The following is a 20,545-nucleotide window of genomic DNA, read 5'->3' as shown; positions in this document are numbered from 1 at the left end:
ATCCCGGGAACAAAACCGCCAAAACCCCCGTTGACCACATCGACAGCAAGTTGAGTGCGACAGACTCAAGTCTGGGTTGACAAGCAAGGGTCGCCCGGAGCAAGCTTGAGCGCAGTCCGCTCAGACCCCTATCTCTATCAGGAGGCAACACCATGGCTCGTGCGGTCGGTATCGACCTCGGGACCACCAACTCATGCGTGGCGGTCCTGGAAGGCGGCGACCCCGTCGTCGTCGCAAACTCTGAAGGCTCCCGGACCACCCCGTCCGTCGTCGCGTTCGCGCGCAACGGTGAGGTGCTGGTCGGCCAGCCCGCCAAGAACCAGGCAGTGACCAACGTCGACCGGACCATCCGTTCGGTCAAGCGTCACATGGGCACCGATTGGACCGTCGAGATCGACGGCAAGAACTACACGGCGCAGGAGATCAGCGCGCGCACGCTGCAGAAGCTGAAGCGCGACGCCGAGGCGTACCTCGGTGAGGACATCACCGACGCCGTCATCACCGTGCCCGCGTACTTCAACGACGCCCAGCGTCAGGCCACCAAGGAAGCCGGCCAGATCGCCGGCATGAACGTCCTGCGCATCGTCAACGAGCCCACCGCGGCCGCCCTGGCCTACGGCCTGGACAAGGGCAGCAAGGAACAGACCATCCTGGTCTTCGACCTCGGTGGCGGCACGTTCGACGTCTCGCTGCTGGAAATCGGCGACGGCGTCGTCGAGGTGCGTGCCACCTCCGGCGACAACCACCTGGGTGGCGACGACTGGGACGACCGGATCGTCGAGTGGCTGGTCGACAAATTCAAGGCCACCAGCGGCATCGACCTGACCAAGGACAAGATGGCGATGCAGCGGCTGCGTGAAGCCGCCGAGAAGGCAAAAATTGAACTGAGCTCCTCGCAGAGCACCTCGATCAACCTGCCCTACATCACCGTCGACGCCGACAAGAACCCGCTGTTCCTCGACGAGCAGCTGACCCGCGCCGAGTTCCAGAAGATCACTCAGGATCTGCTGGACCGCACCCGTCAGCCGTTCCAGTCGGTGATCAAGGACGCCGGCATCTCGGTCGGCGAGATCGATCACGTGGTCCTGGTGGGTGGCTCGACGCGTATGCCCGCGGTCACCGACCTAGTCAAGGAACTGACCGGCGGCAAGGAGCCCAACAAGGGCGTCAACCCCGACGAGGTTGTCGCGGTGGGCGCTGCGCTGCAGGCCGGCGTGCTCAAGGGCGAGGTGAAAGACGTTCTGCTGCTTGACGTCACCCCGCTGTCCCTCGGTATCGAAACCAAGGGTGGCGTGATGACCAAGTTGATCGAGCGCAACACCACCATCCCGACCAAGCGGTCGGAGACCTTCACCACCGCTGACGACAACCAGCCGTCGGTGCAGATCCAGGTCTTCCAGGGTGAGCGCGAAATCGCTTCGCACAACAAGCTGCTCGGCTCCTTCGAGCTGACCGGTATCCCGCCGGCCCCCCGCGGCGTGCCGCAGATCGAGGTCACCTTCGACATCGACGCCAACGGCATCGTGCACGTCACCGCCAAGGACAAGGGCACCGGCAAGGAAAACACGATCAAGATCCAGGAAGGCTCCGGCCTTTCCAAGGAAGAGATCGACCGGATGATCAAGGACGCCGAGGCGCACGCGGACGAGGACAAGAAGCGTCGCGAAGAGGCCGATGTCCGCAACCAGGCCGAGTCGCTGGTCTACCAGACGGAGAAGTTCGTCAAGGAGCAGCGTGAGGCCGAAGGCGGGTCCAAGGTTCCCGAGGACACCTTGACCAAGGTCGATGGTGCGATCGCCGAGGCCAAGTCGGCGCTGGAAGGCACCGACATCTCCGCGATCAAGGCGGCGATGGAGAAGCTCGGCGTCGAGTCACAGGGTCTGGGCCAGGCGATCTACGAGGCCACCCAGGCCGAGCAGAGCGCCGGCGGAGCAGATTCGGCCGGCGCCGCGGATGACAACGTGGTGGACGCCGAGGTTGTCGACGATGATCAGGAGACCAAGTGAGCGAGAACGATTCGCACGAGCCGGTGACCATCACCGACAAACGGCGCATCGATCCCGACACCGGTGAGGTTCGTGAGCAGGCGCCGGCCCCTGGTGGGCCGGCGTCCGCCGCCTCCGATGCCGGTGCGCCGGCGAGCGACAGCGACGAGGTTGCCGAGCTCAAGTCCACGCTGCAACGCGTCAAGGCCGAATACGACAACTACCGCAAGCGGTCACTGCGTGATCAGCAGGTCACCGCCGACCGGGCCAAGGCCACCGTCATCAGCCAGCTGCTGGGTGTGCTCGACGACCTGGACCGGGCCCGTAGCCACGGTGACCTGGAATCCGGGCCGCTCAAGTCGGTTGCCGACAAGCTCGTCGGTGCCCTTGAGGGGCAGGGTCTTTCCGCGTTCGGCGCGGAGGGTGACGAGTTCGACCCGTCGCTGCACGAAGCCGTGCAGCACGAGGGCGAGGGCACCCACCCCGTCGTCGGAACTGTGATGCGCCGCGGCTACAAGATCGGTGACCAGGTGGTCAGGCACGCCCTCGTCGGCGTGGTCGACACGGTGCCCGAGGCCGACTCCAGCGGTGATTCCCCGTCGGGGACAGCGGATAACGCTGACGCCGCAGGCGGTCAGGCCGCAGAATCAGACAATTAGTCCATCCAACTAGAGAGAAGAGGTAAGGAGGTGGCGCATGGCCCAACGCGAGTGGGTCGAGAAGGACTTCTATAAAGAACTCGGCGTCTCCTCTGACGCCAGCGCCGACGAGATCAAGAAGGCCTACCGGAAACTGGCCTCCGAACTGCATCCTGACCGCAATCCCGATGCGGGAGCGGCAGAGCGGTTCAAGGCGGTTTCCGAGGCGAACAGTGTTCTGTCGGACCCCGCGAAGCGCAAGGAGTATGACGAGACTCGCCGGCTGTTCGCCGGGGGTGGGCGTCGGTTCAACCAGGGCGGGAACTTCAGTGGCGGATTCGGTTCCGACGGAGCCGAATTCAACCTGGGCGACCTGTTCGACGCGGCCGGCCAGAGCGGCGGCGCCAACATCGGGGACCTCTTCGGCGGGCTGTTCGGGCGCGGTGCACAACCGCGGCCGAGCCGGCCCCGCCGGGGCAATGACCTGGAAACCGAAACCGAGCTGTCCTTCCTGGAAGCCACCAAGGGCGTGGCCATGCCGCTGCGGCTGACCAGCCCGGCACCGTGCACCAACTGCCACGGCAGCGGTGCGCGGCCGGGAACCAGCCCCAAGGTATGCCCCAACTGCAACGGCTCCGGTGTGGTCAACCGCAACCAGGGGGCGTTCGGGTTCTCCGAGCCGTGCACCGAATGCCGGGGCAGCGGTTCGATCATCGAGCACCCGTGTGCCGAATGTCAGGGCACCGGCGTCACCACCCGGACCCGCACGATCAACGTGCGGATCCCACCGGGTGTCGAGGACGGTCAGCGGATTCGGCTGGCCGGCCAGGGTGAGGCCGGGCTACGGGGTGCTCCCTCGGGTGACCTCTACGTCACCGTGCACGTGCGTCCCGACAAGGTGTTCGGGCGTGACGGCGACGACCTGACGGTGAGCGTTCCGGTCAGTTTCCACGAATTGGCTCTAGGGACAACGCTTTCCGTTCCCACCCTGGAAGGCAAGGTCGGTGTGCGGGTGCCCAAGGGCACCTCCGACGGCCGGATCCTGCGGGTGCGCGGGCGCGGGGTGCCCAAGCGCTCCGGCGGCCACGGTGACCTGCTGGTCACGGTGAAGGTCGCAGTGCCGCCGAACCTGGAAGGTGAAGCGGCAGAGGCGTTGGAGGCATATGCGAAAGCCGAACGGGCCAGTGGTTTCGACCCGCGGGCCGGATGGGCAGGCAACATATGAGCCAGCGGAAAGAGGAAGCCCGTACGTTCCTGATCTCGGTGGCCGCCGAGCTGGCCGGTATGCACGCGCAGACCCTGCGCACATACGACCGGCTCGGCCTGGTCAGCCCGCAGCGCAGTTCCGGCGGCGGGCGTCGCTACTCCGAACGTGACGTCGACCTGCTCCGTGAGGTGCAGCGGCTGTCGCAGGACGAGGGCGTCAACCTCGCCGGGATCAAGCGCATCATCGAACTGACCAATCAGGTTGACGCGCTGCGCACGCGGGTTGCCGAGTTGACCCAACAGGTCGACCAACTCACCGACCAGCGGCGCGACGTTTCGGTGGCGTCGAAAGCGGTGGTCCTGTGGCAACCGCGCAGGGGCGCACGCTAGCCGATATTGATCGAAAAGGTGGCCGTCTCCGGACTTCCGGGGGCGGCCATTTTGTAATTTCCGCGGTGTAGTGCGTCGGTCGGTGCGGTCATCGGCTCGATGCCCACCACGCCGTCGCTGCCCGGCGCGAACAGCTGCGCTGCGGAGTAGCCCGCGTCGAAGGTGACCTTCACGCGGCGATCACCACCGGACAGTGTGAACACGGCACCCGGCCCGACGTCGTCGAATCCGTCGTCTAGTTCGGTGGTACCGAGGCGTTGCGTCCCACCCGGCCACGGCCGTGATTCGCCGGTGGGTAGACCCCGCTCATCCACGAGCAGGTGCCGCATGGCGGGGGACTGCAACTGCCAATCCTCGCGCGGCACACCGGGAATCGTCACATACGGGTGATAGCCGTAGCACAGCGGGACGTGTTGCTCGGCGGTTGGTGTCACGGTGGTGGCCACCGTGAGGGTCCGGTCGGCCAGCGTCACCGACATCGTGAGGCGGTGGGGGAACGGGAACGTCGCCAGTAAGCCTGGCCGGGCACTCCAGTCCAATGCCGCCACCAGTACGTTCTTGGTTTTTTCGATCACCTGCCAGTCCGGATTGGCGGCCAGCACACCGTGCATCGGCGCCCCGTGTGCGTCGGCGCGCACACCGTTGACCCCCGGTGTCACGTTCACAGTGGTGCCGTCGACGCGGTACTCGTTGGCGCTCAGTCGATTTGCCCACGGATAGAGGATCGGGATGCCCATCGTCTTGCCGTCGTCGAGGTAGGCCTGCAGCCCGCGCCGCTGGCCCAGATACTCGGTGGTGCCGTCGGCCAACGACGTGCAGATCATCCCCGCGCCCGGCACATAGGTGGCCGTCAGTGACGACGACGGGTCAGACAAGGTGACTGGTTGAACCTCGGCCATGCCGCCAGTCTGGCACGCGTCAGCGCGTCAGCGGGTCGTGCTGGATGCGCTCGGCCGGTGCGCCTCGCTCAACCAGCGCGGTTTTCGTCGCGGTCACCATGTCCGGTCCACCGCAGATGAGGATCTGCCGGTCACCCCAGTTGCCGAATTTCGTCACCACCTCGGCCAGCGTGCCGGTCTGGCGCACGTGCAGCCCGCGCGGCGGCCGGACGTCGGGATACTGGCCGGCCCACGGGGGATCGGTGCTGTACTCCGACACCGGGGTCACCGACAGCCACGGATTGGTCGAGGCGATGTGCCACAGCGTCTTCAGGTCGTACAGGTCGCACGGATAGCGGCCACCGAAGAACAGGTGCACGCGGGGGTTTTCGCCGTGCAGCGTCATGTCCATGATGATGGTGCGGAGCGGGGCCAGGCCCGTGCTGCCCGCCACCATCAGCACATCTTCGCCATCGCGGTCGACCTGCAGGCCGCCGTGCGGGCTGGACAGGCGCCAGCGGTCGCCGACCTTGGTTTCGGCGACGACGGCGGTGCTCACCATGCCGCCGGGGACGGACCGGACGTGGAACTCGATGGCCCCCGAGCGGTCCGAGGGTATGGCGGGGCTCAGGTAGCGCCAGCGCCGCGGCCACTGGGGCACCTGGACCGTGACGTATTGGCCGGGGTGGTAGAAGAGCGCCTGGTCGAGCTGTAGCCGGATCACCGAGACGTCGCGGGTGACCCGATGGTGCTCGATAACCGTTCCGTCGCAGTAGGCCGGGGAGTCCTCGGCGTCGGCAGCCCCGCGCATCACCCCGATGATCAGGGCCACCGCGTCGCGGGTGGTCTCGGCCAGGGCGTCGTCCCAATCGGCCTCGAGGTGGTCGTGCAGCGCGTTGAACAGTGCTTCCTGCATCGAGTCGTAATGACTCTGCGTCACACCGTATTTGCGGTGGTCCCTGCCGAGCTGAGCCAGGAACGCCACCGGCTCCTCGGCGCGCTGAGCGATCAACTCCCCGAACAGCCAGGTCAGGGCGCGGGCGAAGACCTTGCGCTGGCTGTCCATGTCGGGGGGAAACAGATCGCGGGCCGAGAGGTCGGTGGCGAACCAACGGGTGTAGAAATCGCGGATCAGCGGCTCTGAGCCCTGCGCGAGGTCGACGGCGTTCTGGAGTGTCTCCAGTGCTGCACGGTCATCGAGGCCCACGGAGCTGCATCATAGGCGCGGAGCGGCTCGGGCGCCGTAAAGCGGCCATGATCACCAATGACAGGCCGACGATGACCCAGCAACCGAGCACGATGATCGCCGAGTCGGCCCCGGCTCCGTCGAAGTAGGCGGTGGACCGCAGTAGCGTCGCGGTGGCTCCCTGTGGCAGCAGCTGGCCGAGTTGGCCCCAGCCGGACGGCAGCATCTCCGGCGCCGCGGTCAGCCCGGACAGCGGGTTGCCGAGCAGCAGGGCCAGCGCCGCACCCACGCCCAAACCGACTTTGCCGAACATCGATCCCAAGCCAAGCATGAACAATCCGGCGGCAGCGATTCCCAAGGTCAGGCCGGCGGCCACCCCCCACAAGTTCGAGTCGATGGAGCCGAACACGTAACGCAGCAGGGCTGCCACCGTGACGCCGGCGAGTGCGGAGAACACGATGGTCGCCGTCAGGCGGGTCCACACCTCACGGCGCAGTGCCAGGGTCAATGCGACAGCAGGCAGCATCCCGGCCAGTGTGATCGGCAGGGCAGAGGCGGCCAGCCCGGTCCCGCGCGGATCCTGGGCGGTCGGCGGGGCCAGGTCTTCGGTGTGCAGGGTCAGTCCCGAGTGGGCCGCGATACCGCCACCGATCTGGGTGAGCAGCTGTGCGACGGCCGGGCTGCCTCCGGTCGCGGTCAGCATGGTCGGGCCATCGGGGCCGAAGGCGATGCCGCCGTAGACGTTTCGGTTGAGGATCGCCTCCCGCAACGTGTTCTCGCCGGGGTAGTAGGTGACCTTGAACGCACCGGGGGCCTGCTGTTCGAGTTTTTCGGCGATCTGGCTGGTGGCGGCCTGGGGGCCCGCCGCACCGATCGGGATCTCTTGGGGCTTGGAGCGTGAGGCGGGCAGGGCGAACGCGATGGCCACGATGGCGATCGCGACGGTCAGGGCGGCGACGATACCCATGGCGCGCAGCGCGGCGGGCGGGTCGTGTTCGGGCGCTGCGTGGTGGACGGGTGCCGTGGCCTGGGTCGAGAGCATCATTCCCTCTTTTCATCCGACGTTGAATTAATCGGTTGATGTGAGGGTAACGCTCGGTTCGAATGTTTTCAACAGTCATTGAAATGATAGTGTCGATGTATGGCTTCACCAGGGAAAACTGTCACGCGTCGGGGGCGCCGTCAGGGCGACCCGGTGTCCCGCGACGCGGTGCTCGCGGCGGCCAAGCAGCGCTTCGCGGCCGAGGGGTACGAGAAGACGACGCTCCGCGCCATCGCTTCGGACGCCCACGTCGACGCGTCGATGGTGCTTTATCTGTTCGGCTCGAAGGCCGATCTGTTCCGGGAGTCGCTGCGGCTGATCCTCGATCCCGACGTGCTGGTGGCCGCCCTGGAAGGGCCCGAGGCGGAGATCGGCGAACGGATGGTCCGCACCTACCTGAAGATGTGGGAATCACCCGACACCGCAGCCAGCATGCGGGTCATGCTGCAGTCCGCGACATCGAATTCCGATGCGCACGTGGCATTTCGAACGTTCATGCAGGACTATGTGCTCGCCGCGGTGTCGGGGGTGCTGGGTGGCGGCGAGCAGGCTCGATTGCGGGCCATGCTCGCCGCATCGAATCTTGTCGGAACCGCGATGCTGCGGTATGTGATGGCCGTGCCACCGATGGCGACACTGCCCGGCGAAGAGATCGTGCGGCTACTCGCGCCGACGGTGACCCGCTACCTCACCGCGGATGCGGACGAGCTGGGGTTGCCGGAGCTGTAGTGCTACTTGCCGAATGTCGCGCTTGCGGCCACCTTGGCGTATTTCCCCATGGCCTGGCCGATCTCCACGGCGTTCGCCATCGAGTTGGCGTTCATCATGGACGTCCGGCCGGCAGCGAGAGGCACTGAGCCGGCCACCGCGCCTATCTCGATCGCCATTGCGACAGCAGGACCCTGCGGACCGGAGACCTTCGCAATCATTGCGGGCAGGATCGCATAGCCGAGCACGGTCGCGCAGGTACCGAGGAACGAGCGGGTCTGATTGATTTGACTCGCCTGTTTGCTCACGATTGCTTCCAAGGCCTTGTCCGCTTCTGCGATCGTGCGCGCACGTTCCTGTTGTTTCGCGTCTTGGCCTGTGTAGGCCTGCGAGGCGTCGCCTTGCCATCCGGAGGTCGGCTTCGCCGATTCCAGGGTGTCATGGACTTGGCCCAACTGCTCTGCGCCCTGCCCGAACCTGTCGCCAGTATCCGGATTGCCGATTCCGCAAGTGAGAGTCATACCTTGGATGCCCAACAGGCCGACATTGATGATGGGAGTTGCGACAGATTTCCCGATGAGCATCTGCACGAGCCCAATTGCGTCGGAACCTAGCCCGAGCTTGTCCCCGGCATCGGCATGAGACTTCGTGGACCACAGAGTGTTGGCATCCCCGAGATCGCCCAACTCGTCGCTCTTGCCGAGAGTTTTGCTGACCTTCTCCGCGGCATCCCAAAAGCTCATTCTTGGCTGGTCCTTCCTTCGTTGAGGTGAGCCTAACAGCGTCTCAACATGTTGCTATGCACCAATTTTGGGTGTTCCGAACGCGCCTTTGGCGTTCTCTGGGGCAACACTGGATGCACTGACGGCTGGTGCCCAGGCTGACGGCACACTCATCGGGCCCACCGCGAGAACGGCGCTAGCGAATCGAGCTGGTCATACAGAAAATGTGCAAAAGTGGTCGCCAGCAGCAGCGTAGGAATTGGTGGGGACGTGGGATGCGCACAGTCGAGCCGGTAATCGAAGGTCGCGTACATGAACATGGCTTCGAGCTTGGATTGGTTCCGTTGACTATGTACCCGCCCGATCTCTGCACTGGTGTCGTAGATCGGTTCGTCGAGTTCCAACTTGGTGAACTTGGGGATATAGGAACGTACTTTGGTGGCGCCTAGCGATTGGTCCTGATACTCGAGCTCGAACGAAATTTTGGGGGTTCGGAAGTATTGCCAATACGAGCTGGTCTGCCGAAGGCAACCGAGTTCACGGCCGTCGGGGTCGTGAACGTGCAGACGATGTTTGCCACGACCCGCGAATCCAACGGATCGGATGAACTGCAGCAGTTGGGTTCCATCGGGCCGAACGACCTCGAATACGAGTTCGCTTATTGCCTCAGCCGCCAGGGGGGGTGCTTTAAGTGGTTGGATCAACGCGAGTAGTTGCCCGCGCGGGTTCGTAATCGAGCAACGGATATCGGAGCCCGATCCACCGCGGATTGGCTGCAGAAACAGGGTGGGCTCCCCGAATGGGTACCCTCCCGAAATCAGCGGCGGGGCAGGGGCCTGGGTCGCGGTCGCCGGCCGTGTCGGCGAACCAGCTGCCACGTGGGGTGTCCATTGTCGGCCGTCGAAGTACCGGATCTGCTGAATGTTCCACGGGTCGGTAAACCATCCCGCCTGCGGCGGTGGTGGCACGCTTTCGTTGATGGTCGCCCCTCGGTCAGTCTTCGCGCTCGGTGTGGCGTGCGATGAGCGCGATGTCGGCCTCGTGGGCCTGTTCCGGTGTGGCGAACGGCATGTTGGTCTCCACGAAATCCCGCGCGTCGCGCAGATCCATGCCCTGCTCGACGAGCATGTTCACCACGCCGACATGCACGGCAGCCGTAGCTTTTGTGGCCGCCACGCTTGCCACGAACCGGATCTCTTCAGCCAGTTGGGATTCGGTCAAGGTGGTTACCTTTGGATCCAGATCGACCTGGGCGACCGACCCGCCGAGATAGGCCGTCACCGAGACGGTGCCCGGCGGGTTGATCGCCTGGACCACGGGGCCCTGTGCCTCATCTGCGGTAGCCGCGTCGGTCTCGACCGCGCCGAAAATGTCGTCCTCATCGTCTTCGACGTCAGCGCTGGTGAAGTCGTCGACACCATCGAGGCGGGTTCCCTGGTCGATTTCACCTACGGAGTAGTCCGGCAGTGCGTCAATTCCCGACCCACCATCGTCGGGTTGGGGTGGTGTGTCGAAGTCGAGTGCATCCAAACCCGTGTCGTCGGAGTGGAAGAACTCATCGTCCGGATCGTGTGTGGTCACGTATCTGAAGTCCCGATTCTGATCGACGGCCGGCGCGAGCCGAGACAAATGGCTTTGATCCGTACGTTACCGCTGACGAAGTTGCCGGCTGGTAGTGGTCTCAGCGTGGATGCATCTCTTTACCGAGTTTGCCAGCCCCTTGTGCATCGGACTGGTCGTAACGTGACGCTGCCACCCCCAGCCTGCTCGACAGGCTGGTCGAGACGGAGTTCAAACCGGCGCAGGCGGCAGCGCGTGCTGCTTCTGCCGCCGCGACAGCCGCGTTGGCCGCTGAGCAGACCACACCGTGATTGACCACCATTGACGTGCTGACACCGTGAGATGCAGAGGCAGCCGCGAGAATCTGTTCCGCGGCGGTAGCCTGCATTTGCGCAAGTTCGAGCACGTGTGAGGTAATCACTCGCAGTTCGCCGGACATGCTTTTCTCCTTGTGCGTGTTCGCAGTTGGTGGCGACCGCGGTCCCAGTGCCACATCTGCAGGCATTCACTCAGGTCTTGGAGGAGACCCTAACAGCGCGCTGAGGCACTTCGTCGCACCAATTTCGGTACACGGTCACCGTGTAGTCGTTTGCCGCTTGGTTGTTTGCTTGCGGCCGGTGCGGCCCCCGGCGCCGAGTGGGCCGCCCATCTGGATTCGGTCATACATGTAGTGCGCGAATGCGGTAGCCAGCATCAGCGCAGGGAGTGGATGTGGTGTTGGCGCCGAGCAGTCCAGGGTGTAGTCGTAGTGCGGGTTGCGTGAGCCAAAGTTCGGCAGCCATCGACGTTCGACGTGGCCGAGCACCGCGTCAGCCGCACCGTAGATGGGTTCGCTGACCTTCTTGTTCATCTGCAACACGCTGGTGGCGATGTTGGACTGCCCGAGACGCTGTCCGTTGAACTCCAACGCCATTGTCAAGCGGAGAACCCGCCAGCGTGAGCCGGCTTGCCGCAAACAGCCGAAGTCGTGTCCAGTGGCATCATTCACCTGGATGACATGTCCGCTGTACCCTCCGTAACGCGTCAAGTACAGCAACGGTGTTCCGTCAGGGCGAGCCATGACGAAATGCAGGTCGGCGGTCGCGCGGGTAGTCCACGGAATTCTCGCTCGGGGTTGAATTAGCCCGATCTGCTCGCCGCGTACGTTCTCTACCCCGCAGGTGATGCTGGCGTCGTATTCGGTCGCGATGGTGCGAAGGACCAGAACCTGCTCCCCGAACGGGTAGCCGGTATCCCCGGCGTAGTCCGGGGGCGGCACCGGGGCGGGTGCGGTGTGGGGAGACCACTGTTGGCCGTCAAAGTAGCGGCGCTGCCGTGGCTTCCATGGATCGTCGAACCAACCAGGCGGCCCGGCCGGTGGAATGCTGTTGTCGATGATTCGACTCCTTCGCATCTGCCAAGATCGGCCGCACCAGTTTCGCCGATGCTATCCGTGGTGTGGATTCACTTGCCGCGGAAGGTAGAAGGCTCGTTGCTCAGCTGCCCTCGAACTGATTCTGGCCCAAGGTATCCACGAAGGTAGGGCCGCGGCGGTCGAGTTCATCTCGGTATTCGTCGGCCCAGGTGCCGAATGGCTTGTGCGCCAGGTATTCATTGCGGAACCGGTCGTCCTCGGAAACCTCGGAAACGCAGAATGATGGAATGGCCAGATCGACAACCGGCCCGCCGCGCTCGACTTCGGAGAGCAATAGGGGTGCGTTCCGGCCCAGGAACTGGTCGATGATCCAGCCGTCCTCGCCGAGCCACATCGAATAGCGAACCTTGGCAATCACATGTTCGGATCGACCGACGATCTGCGCCGCGATCAATGGATCGAGTTCGCGTTCGGCCTCGTATCGGGTGCCGCCGACGGCGGGACCTTTCGCCGTCATCGTCCCGAGCGATTCGTCCCCCAACGTCGCGACGAGTTCGGCGGGAGCGCCGCCCAATTCTGCGGGCGCGGGGCCCTGGACGCGAACGCGGACGGCATATCCGTCGGAAGCGAACAGATATGCCTGGACGATCAGTGCAGGTGCGGGATCCGATGCTGCCACTGCGGGCAATTCGCGGACAAAGAACTTCCGCTCGAATTCGAAATCACCGAAACCGGATTCGGACATGCGCACACCGTAGCGTCTCCTGCGCCGAATACGTCGCCTATAGTGCGTGAATTCCCTTGTAGAGCACGAGCAGGCCGATCACCACGAGAATGGCGGCAACCAACACGGCGTGGTTGCGTTCCATCCAGTCTTTGAGCCGGACCAGCGCGGGATCCAAGCGCTCTCCCGACACCGCATACGCGAGGATCGGCAGCGCGACGGTCGATCCGGCCACCAGCACGTAATAGAGCCCTGCTGCCCACACTCCGGGTTGCCCCAGGCCGGCGCTACCGATGGCCAATCCTGCTGCCGCGCAGATGAACAGCACCTTGGGATTCACCACGGTGAGCACCGCTCCGGCAGCTCCTGCCTTGACCGGCGTGAGCGTGCTGAGCTTGGTCATCCAGCCCGGCATGTGTTCGGATTTGGCCCGGGTGAGGAAGCGGTAGACGCCGAAGACGATGAGGGCAGCGCCCACCACGATGCGTAACCACGAGGCCCAGGTCGGGGCTGCGTTGAGCCCGCCGAGCATGCTGGAGACGCCGACGAAGATCGTGGTCAGCGCGGCCAGTCCGACGAGCCAACCGGTGAGGAACGCCAGGCCGGCTGGCCGGGGGTGAGGGGTGTGCAGCACCAGCACTGCGGGAATGATCGACAGCGGTGAGAGCGCCACCACCAGTGCCAGCGGGATGAGTTCGGTAAGCACCGAACCCCAGCTTTCTGTCATTGCTGCCCTCTCGATGCAGTCCCCGAGCAAAACCTAGCAAGCATCGACTCGCCTCGGAGTTGAGTGCTCACCAACGTCCGGTCGCAACGTCCTCTACGGCATCGGCGGCGTGTCCGGGCCCGCCATGGGAACGGATCTCGTCGCGAATCGCGTCGAGGTTCACCCGGATTTGCTGGTCGTTCGCGACGCCGAGTACTGCGTCGCGGATCTCCGTCGTGCCGGGTAGATCATCCGGAAGGTGACGGCCGACGCCGATCGCCTCCAAGTGGGCGGCGTTGGCCGGCTGATCGACGGCCTGGGGCATCGCCACCATCGGTACCCCGAACCACAAACCTTCGGTGCACGAGCCCATTCCGGCGTGGGTGATGAAGCAGTCCGCCTGTTGCAACACCGCCGGCTGTGGAACGGACTCGTGCACCTGAACCCATGGCGGGACTGGACCGACGTCGGCGCGGCCGGCGGCCAGCACCAGGCGCCAGCCCTGCCCGTCCAGCGCCCCGATCACGTTGCGGTAGACGTCGGCTCGGTCGGTGTAGGCCGTGCCGAAGGCCAGCAGGGCCAGTGGACCGTCGCCGTCCGGCGGGCTCCAGTCGCCCGGATCCTCGCGGCGCGGATCGATGCACGGTCCCACGAACCGGTAGCGATCACCGACCCGGTCGGCGTTGCGCTGCATCACGCGGGGGAGCAGTGCCAGGCAACGTCGCGGTACCCCGGTCACCTCGTCGAACGTCAAACCTGATCGCGAATCGGTCAGCCAGTCGTCGAACGTCTGGCGGTAGGCCAGGCCGCTGGGACTGCCGAGGATCGGACCGAGGATCTCGGCCATGTCCTCGTGGTAGCCCTCCCATGCCACTTCGCTGGGCGACAACTGTGCGGCCGGTACACCCCACTGCTCGGCAGCCACCGGACCGGCCATGCCGCCGATGTCGTAGAGCACGACGTTGGGCCGATCGTCATCCAGCGCGGCGTGAAGCTGGGGCAGCACGTGGATGGCCTCGTCGAGGAACATCTGCATGCCGGCCACGGGGTCGGCATCGTCGAAGCTCGTCGGTGCTCCGAGCGCGCCCGGTAGCACCGAGGTGCAGGAGATGACGTCCGCCCCGGTCGGGGTCACCAGGCCGGCCAGATGGCCGCCGACCAGGTAGCTCACCCGATGGCCGCGGCGCGCCAGCTCGTGAACCACCGCCAAATGCGGGTACATATGGCTGGGGGCGGATGCGGCGACGACGGCGATGTGCACGTCACCGAGTCTGCCCATCGAAAATTTTCAAAGTTGAGCGGAACAGACTCAACCTTGACTACGTTGTAGATCACGACAAGCATTTTCTCTATCGAAAAAGGGAGGTGTCGTGGACTCGTTCAACCCGACGACCAAGACTCAGGCGGCGCTGACCTCGGCGTTGCAGGCGGCCAGTTCCGCAGGCAATCCGGAGATCCGTCCCGCCCATCTTTTGATGGCACTGCTCACTCAGAATGAGGGCATTGCCGCACCCCTGCTCGAGGCCGTCGGCGTGGACCCCGCGACGATTCGTGCGGGGGCGCAACGACTGCTCGACCAGTTGCCCAGCGCCAGCGGCGCAAGCAGTCAACCCCAACTGAGCCGGGAATCGCTCGCCGCGATCACCACGGCCCAGGGCCTGGCCACCGAGATGGACGACGAGTATGTCTCCACCGAACATCTGATGGTCGGCCTGGCCACTGGTGACTCGGAGGTCGCCAAACTGCTGACCGGGCAGGGTGCCTCACCCGAAGCGCTTCGCGAGGCCTTCACCAAGGTGCGCGGTAGCGCCAGGGTCACCAGCCCCGATCCCGAGGGTAGCTACCAGGCGTTGGAGAAGTACTCCACCGATCTGACCGCCCGCGCCCGGGAAGGCAAGCTCGACCCGGTCATCGGGCGCGACAACGAGATCCGTCGCGTCGTGCAGGTGCTCTCGAGGCGCACGAAGAACAACCCGGTGCTCATCGGTGAGCCCGGCGTCGGCAAGACCGCCATCGTCGAGGGCCTGGCCCAGCGCATCGTCGCCGGCGACGTTCCGGAAAGCCTGCGGGACAAGACCGTCATCTCCCTGGACCTCGGGTCCATGGTGGCCGGTGCGAAGTACCGCGGTGAGTTCGAGGAACGGCTCAAGGCTGTGCTCGACGACATCAAAGAGTCTGCCGGGCAGGTCATCACGTTCATCGACGAGCTGCATACCATCGTCGGCGCCGGTGCCACCGGCGAATCCGCGATGGACGCGGGCAACATGATCAAGCCCATGCTGGCCCGTGGTGAGCTGCGGCTGGTCGGTGCGACCACGCTCGACGAGTACCGCAAGTACATCGAGAAAGACGCCGCCCTGGAGCGCCGGTTCCAGCAGGTACTGGTCGGCGAGCCGTCGGTCGAGGACACCGTCGGCATCCTGCGCGGCCTCAAGGACCGCTACGAGGTGCACCACGGTGTGCGCATCACCGACTCCGCATTGGTGGCTGCGGCAACGCTTTCCGATCGCTACATCACCTCGCGGTTCCTGCCGGACAAGGCCATCGACCTGGTCGACGAGGCCGGATCCCGGCTGCGCATGGAGATCGACTCCCGTCCCGTCGAGATCGACGAGGTCGAGCGGCTCGTCCGTCGCCTCGAGATCGAGGAGATGGCGCTGGAGAAGGAAGAGGACGACGCTTCCAAGGAACGCCTGGAGAAGCTGCGCGGTGAGCTGGCCGATTACAAAGAGAAGCTGGCCGAGTTGACCACCCGTTGGCAGAACGAGAAGGGCGCCATCGACATCGTCCGCGAGCTCAAGGAGCAGTTGGACAGCCTGCGCGGTGAGGCCGACCGGGCCGAGCGCGACGGCGATCTGGCCAAGGCCGCCGAGCTGCGCTACGGGCGTATCCCGGAGGTCGAGAAGAAGCTCGACGCCGCACTTCCCGTGGCCGAGGCACGCGAGAACGTGATGCTCAAGGAAGAAGTCGGTCCCGACGACATCGCCGAGGTGGTCGAGGCGTGGACCGGTATTCCGGCCGGCCGGATGCTCGAAGGCGAGAGTGCCAAGCTGCTGCGCATGGAGGAGGAGCTGGGCAAGCGCGTCATCGGTCAGAAGGCCGCGGTGACCGCGGTGTCGGATGCGGTGCGCCGCACCCGGGCCGGGGTGGCCGATCCCAACCGGCCGACGGGTTCGTTCATGTTCCTGGGCCCGACCGGTGTCGGTAAGACCGAGCTGGCAAAAGCGTTGGCGGAATTCCTCTTCGACGACGAGCGCGCCATGGTCCGCATCGACATGAGTGAGTACGGCGAGAAGCACTCGGTGGCTCGGCTGGTCGGTGCGCCCCCGGGATACATCGGCTACGACCAGGGTGGTCAGCTGACCGAAGCGGTGCGGCGGCGTCCGTACACGGTGGTGCTGTTCGACGAGATCGAAAAGGCCCACCCGGACGTGTTCGACGTGCTGCTGCAGGTGCTCGACGAGGGCCGGTTGACCGACGGCCAGGGCCGTACGGTCGACTTCCGCAACACGATCCTGATCCTGACCTCCAACCTGGGTGCCGGTGGCACCGAGGAGCAGGTGATGGCGGCGGTGCGGGCGGCGTTCAAGCCGGAGTTCATCAACCGGCTCGACGACGTGATCTTGTTCGACGCACTGAATCCCGAGCAGCTGGTGTCGATCGTCGACATCCAGTTGCAGCAGCTGCAGAAGCGGCTGGGACAGCGCCGGCTCACCCTCGAGGTGTCGCTGCCTGCCAAGACGTGGCTGGCCGAGCGTGGTTTCGACCCGCTCTACGGTGCCCGCCCACTGCGCCGCCTGGTGCAGCAGGCCATCGGCGACCAGCTGGCCAAGATGTTGTTGGCCGGAGAGGTGCACGACGGCGACGTGGTGCCCGTAAACGTCAGCGCGGACGGCGAAGGCCTGATCCTGGGCTGACCCGACCTGCTGAATGGCATTGAAACTGCCCATGCTCCCCCCGGAGCATGGGCAGTTTCGTATCTGTAGGCGTAAAGATGAACGGGTGATCCCTTCTGTCACCAAGGTCCCCGGCAAGCCCAATCTGCTACTCGGAGCCTACGACTTGGCGAACCTGGGATACGGAGCCGAGGAGTTCTTCGTCTCCGGGACAGCGCACTCGTATGAACCACCCGGCTCGGCGAACTACACGACACGCATCGTGGTCCTGCGCCCGACCGATGCCGCCCATTTCAACGGTGTTGCACTCGTCGAGTGGCTCAACGTCAGTGGTGGGATCGACGCTCCTGCAGTGTGGTTCATGGCACACCGCGAAATCGTCCGGGCGGGCTACGCATATGTGGCGGTGTCGGCCCAATACGTGGGTGTCGAAGGCGGGGACAGCCTCGTCGGCGCCAAAATGTCGCTGAAAACGCAGGAACCCGAAAGGTATTCGGATCTGCATCATCCGGGCGACGCCTTCGCTTACGACATCTTCACCGAGGTCGGCCTCCTCGTGCGCGACGGCGCCATCGACGGTCTTGGGCCCGAAACCTCCCTGGCCGTCGGGGAGTCGCAATCGGCGATGTTCCTGACCACGTACGTGAATGACGTCGATCCCGTCGCGGAGGTCTTCGACGGTTTCCTGGTGCACTCAAGGTTTGGTCCTGCCGCCGCCCTCGGCGGAGCGACTGCGCTCAATGCGTCTCGTCCGGCCCCGTTCCGAAACGATCCGCGGGTCCCGGTCCTCACCGTGCTCACCGAAACCGACGTGGTGGACGGCCATCTGTCCGGTTATCACCGTGCCCGCCGTCCGGACGCTGCGCACTTTCGGGCCTGGGAGATTCCCGGAACGTCCCACGCCGACAATTACACCGTGCGCGTCGGTTTCATCGATGACGGGTCAGCCGCGCTGGAAGACATCGTCGCGGCGTATGCACCCACGAGTGAGTTGATGGGCGTCGAGTTGTCGTACTTCACAAATTTCGCCCCGCAACACCACTACGTGCTGCAGGGCGCGGTCGCGAGCCTCGCCCGCTGGGTCCGTGCGGGCGAGGCGCCCGCGCCAATGCCTCCACTGGAGCTGACCGACGCCGAACCGGCTCGTTTCGTGCTGGACGCGAACGGTATTGCCGTGGGCGGAGTCCGCACCCCATGGGTCGATGTCCCGATTGCCCGGACGTCGGGTCTTGCCCCTGACGAGAGCCCCATGTCGTTTCTCTTCGGATCAGGTGAGCCGTTCGACGCCACCAAGCTGGGTGAGCTCTACCCGGGAGGCAGCGCCGAGTATCTGGACCAATTCATCGCGGCCCTGGATCGGGCCATCGAGGCCGGCGTTATCGTGTCCGCCGATCGCGCCGAGATCCTTGAGCTCGCCGCCGCGATGTTCCCGGCAGTTAGATGTTGAACCGGCCGGCGAAGCCGCGCAACGGCACGTCGACACTCGTCAACAACCCCGGCGGCGCCTTGACCACCGACGCGATCGCGTTGAGCGCGGGGAGCCCGGTCACGGTCATGCCGATCGACGCGAATGAGGCCGGATCGGACAGGTCCACACCGGGTTTCGGGAAGATCATGTGCTTGTTGTAGACGCAGGGATCGCCCTTGATCTGAGTGATGTAGCAGCCCTTGATGTCCCAGCTCGGATCGGTGTGCGGGGTCATCTGCCATTCCAGATGGGTCTCGACGCGCGGGACACCGTCGACCATGCCCTGGTACTTGATGTAGTTGCCGCCGAGGGATCCCTTGGGCAGCGTGTACCAGCCGAGGTCGACGTCCTTGGTGCAGGCGCCGAGCTCGTAGGTGAACTTGACCTCGTCGAGTTCCAATCCGAAGCAGTCGGCCATCATCAACACGCTGTCGGCGAACACCTCGGTGTACTTGCGCAGTTTGCCCGGGATCGACGGGTCGTCGACGGGCAGACCGTAGCCGACCTCGATCCAGGTGTCCTTGCTGTGATGGCATGACACGTCGACGGATTCGATGGTGGTGACATTCTCGATCTCGGCGACATCGGCGGAGCACACCACGCCCAGGATCTGGTTGAGACCCGGGTTCATGCCGGTGCCGTAGAACGTCGCCCCACCCTTTTCGCACGCTTCGGCGAGCAACCGCGACACCGGCTTGCCGGAGGGGTGCGGGTGATTGGTGTCGCGGTGCCAGCCGGTGATCCAGTCGGCGGTGGTGACGATGTCGATCCCGGCCTCAAGGACTTTCACGTAGAGGTCCTCGTCGGGAAAGACACCGTGAAAGGTCAACACGTCCGGACGCGCGGCGATGATCTCGTCGATCGAGCCGGTGGCCGTCACCCCGATCGGACCGATGCCGGCGATCTCGCCGGCATCGCGTCCGACCTTTTCCGGTGTGTAGCAATGCAATCCGATCAGTTCGAGATCGGGCCGCTTGCCGATGCGCTTGATCATCTCCGTGCCGACATTGCCGGTCGCCACCTGGAAAACCCGGATCTTCTCAGTCATAGGGTGTCCTTTTTCCTCACAATTGCCAGGTCTGCGGCGGATCCGCCCAGACCGTCCGGATAGAACTGCATGGCCCACTTGCGGATTGCGGTGAAGCCCTCGTACTCGGCGGTGGCCAGCGCCGGGGGATCGGAGTAGCGCTGGTGCGACCAGATGTGGATGTCCTGGGTGAACTGGCGGATCACCTCGTCGCCGAACTCGGCGGCGCGCTCGGCTGCACGATCCGAATCTTTCCCGGGGGTTCGGCCGATGTAGACCATGAACCGCACGTCGGAGGTGGACTCGTCGACAGGGGTGACCGCCGAAATGGTGCGGTTGTCGATCATGCCCCAGCTCTTGGTCACCGCGATGCCCAGACCGCCGTTGATGGCCTCGACACCGCTGCGCACATCGTCGATCGACTGTTGGTCATCGCCCTCGAACGTGATCGTGAAGTCGACGTAGGAGATCGGCGCGGCGAAGTCGTGTCGGGTGAACACCGGCACGATCGGGGTCTGGTGGACGTACTTGAAGTGGGCGAAGTCGACGCCGTTCTCCAGCACGTACTGCGGATGCAGTTCGAGCCCGGCACGAACGAGTCGCTGCTGGGGGTAGTAGTCGGCGGCGCTGCTGCCGTCGGCGAACGACGCGAACACGTCGGGCGCCTCGAAGAACGGCTCACGCCCTTCGATGTCGTGCCAGATATAGATGGCCTCGTTGCGCTCGGTGACGGGGTAGGTGCGCATCCGGCGGCCACGGTTGGGCCGGTCCTGGTAGGGGATGCAGACGTTACGGCCCTCGGCATTCCACTGCCAGCCGTGGAACGGGCATTGGATGACCTCGCCGACGACCTGGCCGCCGAATCCGAGATGGGCCCCGAGGTGCTCGCAGTAGGCGTTCATCACGGTCACCTGCCCGGCTTCCGAGCGCCAGGCGACCATCTCCTCGCCGAAGTACTTCATGGCATGCACGGCACCCACTTCGACCTGGTCGGACCAGGCGACCTGGAACCATCCCGTCGGTTTCATCGACAACGGTGGTTTAGCCATGACGGG

20 protein-coding genes are annotated in these 20,545 nt (G+C 64.9%); 7 read left to right on the top strand and 13 right to left on the bottom strand.

The annotated features are described in order from the left end of the window. Window positions 1–152 precede the first annotated feature (152 nt). The 4 genes from dnaK to AC4LGL_RS00870 are packed head-to-tail and all read left to right on the top strand — an operon-like array spanning window position 153 to window position 4,219. Entirely contained in the window at window positions 153–2,006 is a 1,854-nt protein-coding gene (gene dnaK / locus AC4LGL_RS00885) for a molecular chaperone DnaK (protein ID WP_491837199.1), read from the top strand. Beyond that, on the top strand, window positions 2,003–2,644 hold the full coding sequence (gene grpE / locus AC4LGL_RS00880; RefSeq protein WP_491837198.1) for a nucleotide exchange factor GrpE: 642 nt from the start codon (window positions 2,003–2,005) through the stop codon (window positions 2,642–2,644). The genes dnaK and grpE overlap by 4 nt, the downstream gene beginning before the upstream one ends. A gap of 37 nt (window positions 2,645–2,681) precedes the next feature. After that, window positions 2,682–3,848: a molecular chaperone DnaJ gene (gene dnaJ, locus AC4LGL_RS00875; protein WP_055110693.1), complete on the top strand. Its 1,167-nt coding sequence runs from the start codon at window positions 2,682–2,684 to the stop codon at window positions 3,846–3,848. Beyond that, a complete protein-coding gene (locus AC4LGL_RS00870) occupies window positions 3,845–4,219 on the top strand; it encodes a heat shock protein transcriptional repressor HspR (RefSeq protein WP_055110692.1) in 375 nt (124 codons plus the stop codon). Before dnaJ ends, AC4LGL_RS00870 begins: the two co-directional genes overlap by 4 nt. On the opposite strand, the gene AC4LGL_RS00865 is transcribed toward AC4LGL_RS00870, so the two are convergent. Genes AC4LGL_RS00865 through AC4LGL_RS00855 form a run of 3 tightly spaced genes read right to left on the bottom strand, consistent with a single transcriptional unit; the run spans window position 4,216 to window position 7,325 of the window. After that, a complete protein-coding gene (locus tag AC4LGL_RS00865; protein WP_491837197.1) occupies window positions 4,216–5,118 on the bottom strand; it encodes an aldose 1-epimerase in 903 nt (300 codons plus the stop codon). The genes AC4LGL_RS00870 and AC4LGL_RS00865 overlap by 4 nt on opposite strands. Before the next feature lie 19 nt (window positions 5,119–5,137). Beyond that, window positions 5,138–6,304 (bottom strand): FAD-binding oxidoreductase, encoded by a 1,167-nt coding sequence (locus tag AC4LGL_RS00860; protein WP_491837196.1) that lies wholly within the window; start codon window positions 6,302–6,304, stop codon window positions 5,138–5,140. After that, window positions 6,291–7,325: an ABC transporter permease gene (locus AC4LGL_RS00855; RefSeq protein ID WP_491837195.1), complete on the bottom strand. Its 1,035-nt coding sequence runs from the start codon at window positions 7,323–7,325 to the stop codon at window positions 6,291–6,293. Before AC4LGL_RS00855 ends, AC4LGL_RS00860 begins: the two co-directional genes overlap by 14 nt. Before the next feature lie 99 nt (window positions 7,326–7,424). Between AC4LGL_RS00855 and AC4LGL_RS00850 the strand changes: the two genes are divergently transcribed. Next, complete coding sequence (locus tag AC4LGL_RS00850) at window positions 7,425–8,054, top strand: TetR/AcrR family transcriptional regulator (protein ID WP_491837194.1); 630 nt, start codon at window positions 7,425–7,427, stop codon at window positions 8,052–8,054. A 2-nt stretch (window positions 8,055–8,056) separates the two neighbouring features. Here the strand turns inward: AC4LGL_RS00850 and AC4LGL_RS00845 are convergent, their stop codons facing one another. From AC4LGL_RS00845 to AC4LGL_RS00810, 8 genes are all read right to left on the bottom strand, one after another. Then, on the bottom strand, window positions 8,057–8,776 hold the full coding sequence (locus AC4LGL_RS00845; protein ID WP_491837193.1) for an EspA/EspE family type VII secretion system effector: 720 nt from the start codon (window positions 8,774–8,776) through the stop codon (window positions 8,057–8,059). A gap of 149 nt (window positions 8,777–8,925) precedes the next feature. Continuing rightward, window positions 8,926–9,723, bottom strand: a complete 798-nt coding sequence (locus tag AC4LGL_RS00840; protein ID WP_491837192.1) for a DUF2510 domain-containing protein — start codon at window positions 9,721–9,723, stop codon at window positions 8,926–8,928. Between the two features lie 25 nt (window positions 9,724–9,748). Continuing rightward, window positions 9,749–10,336 (bottom strand): hypothetical protein, encoded by a 588-nt coding sequence (locus tag AC4LGL_RS00835; RefSeq protein ID WP_491837191.1) that lies wholly within the window; start codon window positions 10,334–10,336, stop codon window positions 9,749–9,751. Window positions 10,337–10,436: 100 nt separating this feature from the next. Continuing rightward, entirely contained in the window at window positions 10,437–10,754 is a 318-nt protein-coding gene (locus AC4LGL_RS00830; protein ID WP_491837190.1) for an ESX-1 secretion-associated protein, read from the bottom strand. 135 nt (window positions 10,755–10,889) lie between these two features. Then, the gene (locus tag AC4LGL_RS00825; RefSeq protein WP_491837189.1) at window positions 10,890–11,708 is read right to left on the bottom strand and encodes a DUF2510 domain-containing protein; all 819 of its coding nucleotides are present in this window, start codon (window positions 11,706–11,708) and stop codon (window positions 10,890–10,892) included. Between the two features lie 82 nt (window positions 11,709–11,790). Then, a complete protein-coding gene (locus AC4LGL_RS00820) occupies window positions 11,791–12,414 on the bottom strand; it encodes a CYTH domain-containing protein (RefSeq protein WP_491837188.1) in 624 nt (207 codons plus the stop codon). 37 nt (window positions 12,415–12,451) lie between these two features. Then, window positions 12,452–13,120: a GAP family protein gene (locus tag AC4LGL_RS00815; protein WP_491837187.1), complete on the bottom strand. Its 669-nt coding sequence runs from the start codon at window positions 13,118–13,120 to the stop codon at window positions 12,452–12,454. Window positions 13,121–13,187: 67 nt separating this feature from the next. Then, window positions 13,188–14,378 (bottom strand): macrolide family glycosyltransferase, encoded by a 1,191-nt coding sequence (locus AC4LGL_RS00810; RefSeq protein ID WP_491837186.1) that lies wholly within the window; start codon window positions 14,376–14,378, stop codon window positions 13,188–13,190. 91 nt (window positions 14,379–14,469) lie between these two features. Between AC4LGL_RS00810 and clpB the strand changes: the two genes are divergently transcribed. Together clpB and AC4LGL_RS00800 are read left to right on the top strand one after the other, a co-directional pair. Continuing rightward, a complete protein-coding gene (gene clpB, locus AC4LGL_RS00805; RefSeq protein WP_491837185.1) occupies window positions 14,470–17,016 on the top strand; it encodes an ATP-dependent chaperone ClpB in 2,547 nt (848 codons plus the stop codon). Window positions 17,017–17,104: 88 nt separating this feature from the next. Next, complete coding sequence (locus AC4LGL_RS00800) at window positions 17,105–18,442, top strand: alpha/beta hydrolase domain-containing protein (RefSeq protein ID WP_491837219.1); 1,338 nt, start codon at window positions 17,105–17,107, stop codon at window positions 18,440–18,442. Here the strand turns inward: AC4LGL_RS00800 and AC4LGL_RS00795 are convergent. Continuing rightward, window positions 18,432–19,511, bottom strand: coding sequence for an NAD(P)H-dependent amine dehydrogenase family protein (locus tag AC4LGL_RS00795; protein ID WP_491837184.1), 1,080 nt, complete (start codon window positions 19,509–19,511; stop codon window positions 18,432–18,434). The genes AC4LGL_RS00800 and AC4LGL_RS00795 overlap by 11 nt on opposite strands. After that, on the bottom strand, window positions 19,508–20,539 hold the full coding sequence (locus AC4LGL_RS00790; RefSeq protein WP_491837183.1) for an aromatic ring-hydroxylating dioxygenase subunit alpha: 1,032 nt from the start codon (window positions 20,537–20,539) through the stop codon (window positions 19,508–19,510). Before AC4LGL_RS00790 ends, AC4LGL_RS00795 begins: the two co-directional genes overlap by 4 nt. Window positions 20,540–20,545 lie beyond the last annotated feature (6 nt).

This window comes from Mycolicibacterium arcueilense (assembly GCF_058536225.1).
This window is presented reverse-complemented; position numbering and strand designations above follow the sequence as displayed.

Bases quoted from the DNA above. Each gene is read 5' to 3' on its own strand.
- dnaK (WP_491837199.1), top strand. From the start codon at position 153: ATGGCTCGTGCGGTCGGTATCGACCTCGGGACCACCAACTCATGCGTG.
- dnaJ (WP_055110693.1), top strand. From the start codon at position 2,682: ATGGCCCAACGCGAGTGGGTCGAGAAGGACTTCTATAAAGAACTCGGC.
- AC4LGL_RS00870 (WP_055110692.1), top strand. From the start codon at position 3,845: ATGAGCCAGCGGAAAGAGGAAGCCCGTACGTTCCTGATCTCGGTGGCC.
- AC4LGL_RS00865 (WP_491837197.1), bottom strand. From the start codon at position 5,118: ATGGCCGAGGTTCAACCAGTCACCTTGTCTGACCCGTCGTCGTCACTG.
- AC4LGL_RS00855 (WP_491837195.1), bottom strand. From the start codon at position 7,325: ATGCTCTCGACCCAGGCCACGGCACCCGTCCACCACGCAGCGCCCGAA.
- AC4LGL_RS00850 (WP_491837194.1), top strand. From the start codon at position 7,425: ATGGCTTCACCAGGGAAAACTGTCACGCGTCGGGGGCGCCGTCAGGGC.
- AC4LGL_RS00845 (WP_491837193.1), bottom strand. From the start codon at position 8,776: ATGAGCTTTTGGGATGCCGCGGAGAAGGTCAGCAAAACTCTCGGCAAG.
- AC4LGL_RS00830 (WP_491837190.1), bottom strand. From the start codon at position 10,754: ATGTCCGGCGAACTGCGAGTGATTACCTCACACGTGCTCGAACTTGCG.
- AC4LGL_RS00825 (WP_491837189.1), bottom strand. From the start codon at position 11,708: ATGCGAAGGAGTCGAATCATCGACAACAGCATTCCACCGGCCGGGCCG.
- AC4LGL_RS00820 (WP_491837188.1), bottom strand. From the start codon at position 12,414: ATGTCCGAATCCGGTTTCGGTGATTTCGAATTCGAGCGGAAGTTCTTT.
- AC4LGL_RS00815 (WP_491837187.1), bottom strand. From the start codon at position 13,120: ATGACAGAAAGCTGGGGTTCGGTGCTTACCGAACTCATCCCGCTGGCA.
- AC4LGL_RS00810 (WP_491837186.1), bottom strand. From the start codon at position 14,378: ATGGGCAGACTCGGTGACGTGCACATCGCCGTCGTCGCCGCATCCGCC.
- AC4LGL_RS00795 (WP_491837184.1), bottom strand. From the start codon at position 19,511: ATGACTGAGAAGATCCGGGTTTTCCAGGTGGCGACCGGCAATGTCGGC.
- AC4LGL_RS00790 (WP_491837183.1), bottom strand. From the start codon at position 20,539: ATGGCTAAACCACCGTTGTCGATGAAACCGACGGGATGGTTCCAGGTC.